General features: G+C 59.1%; 6 protein-coding genes. 2 read left to right on the top strand and 4 right to left on the bottom strand.

Annotated features, from left to right (window positions below; all coding sequences use genetic code 11):
• Positions 1-164: 164 nt before the first annotated feature.
• On the bottom strand, positions 165-1,025 hold the full coding sequence (locus tag JWR14_RS19715; RefSeq protein WP_299710044.1) for a pirin family protein: 861 nt from the start codon (positions 1,023-1,025) through the stop codon (positions 165-167).
• 103 nt (positions 1,026-1,128) lie between these two features.
• The gene (locus tag JWR14_RS19710) at positions 1,129-1,770 is read right to left on the bottom strand and encodes an isochorismatase family protein (protein WP_299710042.1); all 642 of its coding nucleotides are present in this window, start codon (positions 1,768-1,770) and stop codon (positions 1,129-1,131) included.
• A gap of 226 nt (positions 1,771-1,996) precedes the next feature.
• Here JWR14_RS19710 and JWR14_RS19705 point away from each other — a divergent pair, with 226 nt between their 5' ends.
• Positions 1,997-2,974 (top strand): LysR family transcriptional regulator, encoded by a 978-nt coding sequence (locus tag JWR14_RS19705; RefSeq protein ID WP_299710040.1) that lies wholly within the window; start codon positions 1,997-1,999, stop codon positions 2,972-2,974.
• A gap of 590 nt (positions 2,975-3,564) precedes the next feature.
• On the opposite strand, the gene JWR14_RS19700 is transcribed toward JWR14_RS19705, so the two are convergent.
• Positions 3,565-4,140 (bottom strand): nuclear transport factor 2 family protein, encoded by a 576-nt coding sequence (locus JWR14_RS19700; RefSeq protein WP_299710038.1) that lies wholly within the window; start codon positions 4,138-4,140, stop codon positions 3,565-3,567.
• A 139-nt stretch (positions 4,141-4,279) separates the two neighbouring features.
• Here JWR14_RS19700 and JWR14_RS19695 point away from each other — a divergent pair, with 139 nt between their 5' ends.
• Complete coding sequence (locus JWR14_RS19695) at positions 4,280-5,167, top strand: LysR substrate-binding domain-containing protein (RefSeq protein ID WP_299710036.1); 888 nt, start codon at positions 4,280-4,282, stop codon at positions 5,165-5,167.
• A gap of 267 nt (positions 5,168-5,434) precedes the next feature.
• Here JWR14_RS19695 and JWR14_RS19690 read toward each other — a convergent pair.
• Positions 5,435-5,720: hypothetical protein (locus JWR14_RS19690; protein ID WP_299710034.1), on the bottom strand; the 286-nt coding region annotated here is incomplete at its 5' end.

Here is a 5,720-nt window from a genome sequence, read left to right as displayed (position 1 = left end):
TTGAGCTCACGACTATTAAATGCGGTTGTAATCATTGATCGTGCATTCTCTCTAACGAATTTTTCTCGTTGAAAGAATGCCCCTGTGCTCCAAAACCTCTTGACGCTTTGCCTATGCAGTCCGACCGGAAAAAGGCCGCATGTCGAAACTCCGTGCGCCATGCGCTAAGTTGCCGAAACGTTGAATTTCCCTGCATGGAAATCCGCAAAGGCCTGATTAAGTTCATCCTGCGTATTCATGACGAACGGCCCGCGCGAAGCGATCGGCTCGTGAATTGGATCGGCATGGCCAAACAGAATGATGGAATTCTCCGTTGCCTCCAGCTCGACCACGTCACCGTCATCGTGCAGTTCTGCAAGATTGAACTGCGCAACTTGCCCACCATCGATGGCGATACTGCCGCGAACGACATACATAAAGATCTGCCGGCCCGCTACACCAGCGAATTTCACACGACCACCGGCTGCCACCCGGACAACGGACATGAACGTGTCAGTCAGGGACTGGATTGGGCCGCGGAAGCCTGCACATTCGCCGGAGACCAGTTGAATCCGAGCGGTGCCGTCTTGCGTGGGAATAGACGGAATAGCATCTTCCTGCACACCAACGTACCGCGGCGCGGTCATCTTCAGCGTGGCCGGAAGGTTGAGCCACAACTGGAGGATCTCCAACTTGCCGCCTCGCTCCATGAAACTCTGCGGCGACAGCTCGGCATGTACGAGGCCGCTACCCGCGGTCATCCACTGCACGCCACCCGCATCGATGATGTTTTCGTGGCCGCCGGTATCCGAGTGCGCGAGACTGCCTTCCAGCACAAATGTCACCGTCTCAAAGCCCCGGTGCGGATGCGGACCGAACGGCAAGCCACCGTTATTAGGTGCGTAGACTTGCGGACCATGATGGTTAAGAAAAAGAAACGGATTCATATCCGGTAAGTCGGGACCGGGCAAGGGACGTCGCGTCGCCAGATCCCGGATGTCGTCACGGTAGGCGCGATGGATCGCCTTGATTGTGCGGTTTGCCATGATGTGCTTCCTTGCGGCGCAGCCGGCTGACAGCCTGCCCCGCCTGTTGGTGACTCACTTGAAGGAGGGTGCCAAAGGCACCATGAAAGAGCCTGTTGGCAGATCAGCGGGTGCCTTCCTGCAGGCCGAGGAGTTGCCATTCCCACTTCAAGCCGTGGCCGAAGCCACCGCCGCGCTTTTCGAACAGCTTCACCACCTGTTCGGCCGTGTCCGCCCTGCTCCAGTCGCGTTGCACTTCGCTGACATAGCTGACGGTGGACAGCGGACGTGCGCCGGCCTGCACCATCCGTTGAACAGCGCGCTCGTGCGCTTCGACGCTGCTGGCGCCCGAGGCGTCAGTGACGATGTAGACCTCGAAGTCGGCTGCCAGCGCGGACAGCACGGGCATCGTCAGGCAAACCTCGGTCCATAGACCCGCCATCACCAACTTCCTCTTGTCCGTGTTCTTCACCCATTCGCGCACGCGCTCATCGTCCCAGGCGTTCAGGCCGAAGCGATCGATGGGCTTTTGCTCCGGATGCACCGCCTGAAGTTCGGCAAACATTGCCTGGCGTTCCGCGAATGCCGTCGTGAACAGGGTGGGTATATTGAAGATCCTGGCGCCCTCGGCCAGGAAGGTCGCATTGTTCACGACCGTTTCCACGGAATGCGAACGGACGGTCAACAACTGCAGGTATTGATGGTCGATCAGCATCACAGCGTGGTTGTCGGGGGTCAACAGCGTGTCGTCGGTATTCAGCGTCATGGTGTTCACATTAGAAAGAGATGGGAAAAGTGCCTGTCGGCGTCCTCGTCTGCAGGCGTCGCAACCGGAAGGTCCTTCGAGCCGCACTGTCCGCTCTACGGACCACCCGCTGCTCCTCGGGCCTTGCCTGCCGCGATCTGGAATGAATATTAGATATGGGACGATTTACCCGGTAGTACGCTATATTTGCCATCAGCGTTCTATTTTATGAACGATGGGGACATCAATGCACGATCTGAATGACCTGTTTTTCTACGTCCAGGTGGTGGACAACGGCGGCTTCGCGCCGGCGGGACGAAAGCTGGGCACGCCGAAATCGAAACTGAGCCGTCGGATTGCACTGCTGGAGGAACGTCTCGGCGTGCGGCTCATACAGCGCTCAACGAGACAATTTGTGGTGACGGAGATCGGCCAGGACTACTATCGCCACTGCGTTGCGATGCTGGTTGAGGCCGAAGCAGCGGAGGCCGCGGTCGAGCGCTCCCGCTCCGAGCCTCGCGGCATCGTGCGTCTAAGCTGTCCTACGGGCCTGGCGGCACTTGGAGTAGGAGAAATGGTCGCCCGGTTCATGATGCAAAACCCCCATGTTCAGGTCCACATGGAGGTCGCCAACCGGCGCGTCGACGTCGTCAGTGAAGGATTTGATATCGGGTTGCGGGTGCGCTTCCCGCCGCTCGAAGACGCCGATCTCGTGATGAAGGTGCTCGGAGACAGTTCCCAGCGCCTGGTTGCACATCCCGCCTTACTGGCGAGATATGCGCCCGACTCTGCGCCCGAAGAGCTTGGACGTTTGCCGAGTCTGGATCTTGGGCCACCGATGCGCGAACACCGTTGGACCCTTGAAGGGGCTGACGGGAGCCGACTCGAAATCAACCATCAACCCCGGCTCGTCACGACCGATCTGGCCGCCTTGTATCACGCCGCACTTCTTGGTGCCGGCGTCGTGCAACTGCCAGAGATTCAGGTGAGGCAGGATCTGCTGCAAGGTCGTCTGATCGAGGTGCTTCCCTGCTGGTTGCCGCGCAGCGGCATCATCCACGCGGTATTCCCGTCCCGGCGCGGACTGCTGCCGGCCGTGCGCCATTTGATTGACTTTCTTGCCACCGAGTTTGCTGCTCAAGCGGATGCCGAATGTGCCGCCCGGGAAGTGCAGCTCCGCACGCACACGCGGAGCGCGTCCCGGCGTACAAGGAATTCTGCGTGATCGCTATCCCCCAAACAACAAGCGGCAGGCCGCGCGTCATGCCGAAAAGGGCGGGCCCGGGCGCCGACCGAGTGAATGTTCGCCAGTAAAACTGCATCCGATGGAAAGATTGCCGAACCGCGGCATGCGCACAACCGCGCGTTGGACCCAACAGGTTTGCCGCACAAGCGAATCTGTGGCCAATTCGCATCACAGTCCTTGAACCTTTAGATGCAAGGACCTCATCCATGAACAACACCGTCGCCCAATGGGAGACGCGTTGCAACTATCTGTCCAGCCCGAAGTTCATAGACGCCATTGAGCGCTATCTGGCGTACCGGCTCGCGCATGGACTGGGCACGACCGTCAAGCGAGCTGAGTATCGCGGTTTTCATTGCGACCCACCGCTTATTTTGAGCCGAACAGGCTACCCTTATCGCTCAACAAAAAAGCGGCGAACAAATGACCATGGCGAGGTTGCCGACTACTGGGCTGCGGACTCGCTCCAAGCCTATGTGACGGGGGCCTTTAACGCGGTGAGCAGCTTAGTGTCGCCGTTACTGCCAACCACCGGCAGTAACGGTGGGCTACGCCTTGGACGTCGTTCGCGATCATTGTGCGAGCCAGGCCTGCCCGCCCTTCTTCATCTGTACTTCGAGGTCGCTACCCTTCGTCGCAAAGACGCGGCGCACCGGAAAGCCGCTTTTTTCCAGCAGATAGGCAAGCGGTGCATAAGCGCTGGGATAACGGGCAACGATTGCCTTGTCGATGTCGACAATCCCGATCGGAAACGTGAACGATCCCATGTCGTAAATGCATTGACGCTTGACTATCTTCCAGACGCCGCCGCGCATTTCGACGAGATCGTAGAAGCGGCTGTGTGCCGCGCAGCCGAGACCAAGCTTCAGGTTCTCGCCAATAATCACCGCGTTGGTTTCGACCACTGCCTTGCGGCCATTGAACGCCACCACCGGCGACGTGATGAGGTGTTTCGTCCGCAGATCCGATGCGCCCATGCGCATTGAAGCATCGACAAAGTCGCTCGCCTTACCTTCAAACCACGTGACCTCGATCTCGCCGTCCGGATGGAACAGGGTGCGCAGGTGGTCCCACTGAGCGAGATCGCGGTGAATCCAGCCCGTCATCAGGTCAGCGATATCCATTCTGTCTTGCAGGTTCGTTTGCATTCGAGGTTCCTCTCCAATCAGGATTGCACGGCGTGCCGCGTCGAAAGCGGGCCGAATGAAGACAGTGTTGCTCATTGCTGCCCGGTAACTCAAATAGATTGATATGATTGATTAATCAATCTGAGTGATGGGTCGTCCGATGGATTTGCGCCATCTTCGTTACTTCGTCGCCGTTGCTGAAACGGGGCATTTCGGCCGGGCCGCGCAGCAGTTGCACATCGTGCAGCCAGCGCTAAGCATGCAGATTCGCGCGCTCGAGGAGGAGATCGGCGGACCGCTCCTCGTACGCACCAGCCGGCGTGTCGAGCTGACCGAGGCAGGCGAGCTGCTGCTCGTCGAGGCGCGTCGTACCCTCATGCAGGCCGAACGTACGAAGGCAATTGTGCAACGCTCTCTACGGGGTGACATCGGCAGCGTAAAGGTCGCCTTCGCCGGGAATGCGGTGATGACCGGTCTGCTCATGGATGCGTTGCGCGAATTTCGGCTACGTTATCCCGAGGCGCAACTCGAACTGCATGAATTGGCACCACATCTGCAAGGCGAGGCAATTCGGACCGGGCAGGTCGACGTAGGCTATAGCCCTACTCACGAGTGGGCGGCCAGTCTGGCACTGGTCGCCGAGGCAGTTGGTCAATGGCCGATGATGCTCGCGATGTCATCCGAGCATCCGCTCGCGAAGCGCAAGCGTGTGTCGATCTCGCTGTTGAAGGGAGAGCCGGTCATCATGTACAGCAGCGGCGACGGTGACGCCGTTCTTGAGCGCCTCCGGACTTACCTGGGCACATCGTTCCTTCCAGCGCACCGGGTGTCGAGCACACTGAGTGTGCTGGCGTTGGCCGCGGCGGGACTGGGCGTCGCACTAGTACCCGCGCCACTGAACAAGGTTGCCATTCCAAACTTGACCTACCGTCCGGTCGCGGAGACCGACATAGTGGCAGATTTAGTGCTGTTAAGTCGGGCCAACGAAACCGAAGGCGCGGTGCGCGCATTTCTGGCGCTCGCGAGGCTGCGGTCGGTTGCAAGTTGACTTGATCCGGGCGGCCCGGCGAGACATCGGGGCCTCTACAAAGGGCTGTTCACGGCCGAGTTTCGGCCATTGCACAGATCGGGCGAACGTCGCTTCCTGGCCGATGCTGTTGAAAAAGTTGATGCCGAGCTGTTTTGCGAGGTTTTCATGGGTCGTTATACCCTTGACCAAGGCTCACGAGCGGCTTGTAGGCTAATCTGAGAGGCCGAGCGCGGCAACGCCATGCGGCGACTTTTTCAACAGCATCGGCCGGACCCCGCCGGTCGGTCAGCCGCACCACGTACGCTGACTGCGAACGATAGCTGCACTGGCACTTTGAGTTTCCGACGATGCCACAACGATGCAAAGGCTTCCCGACACTGGTGTGGTGAAACTGAGGGTATCGACGACGACCGATGCAATCGGGTAGACCGAAATGATGCATAGGACGCACTGGTGATTGGATTGCGGGATCCATGCTTTGAAACGACCGTCGAAAAACAATGCGTGAGACAAATCGGTTGCCACACGTGCGAACCGGTATTTAGCCACGCCGAACTGGCGAGCCGCGTGT

Source organism: Caballeronia sp. (genome assembly GCF_028292365.1).
GTDB lineage: Bacteria > Pseudomonadota > Gammaproteobacteria > Burkholderiales > Burkholderiaceae > Caballeronia.
The sequence above is the reverse complement of the archived record's forward strand: the minus strand, read 5'-3'. Positions and strand labels throughout refer to the sequence as shown.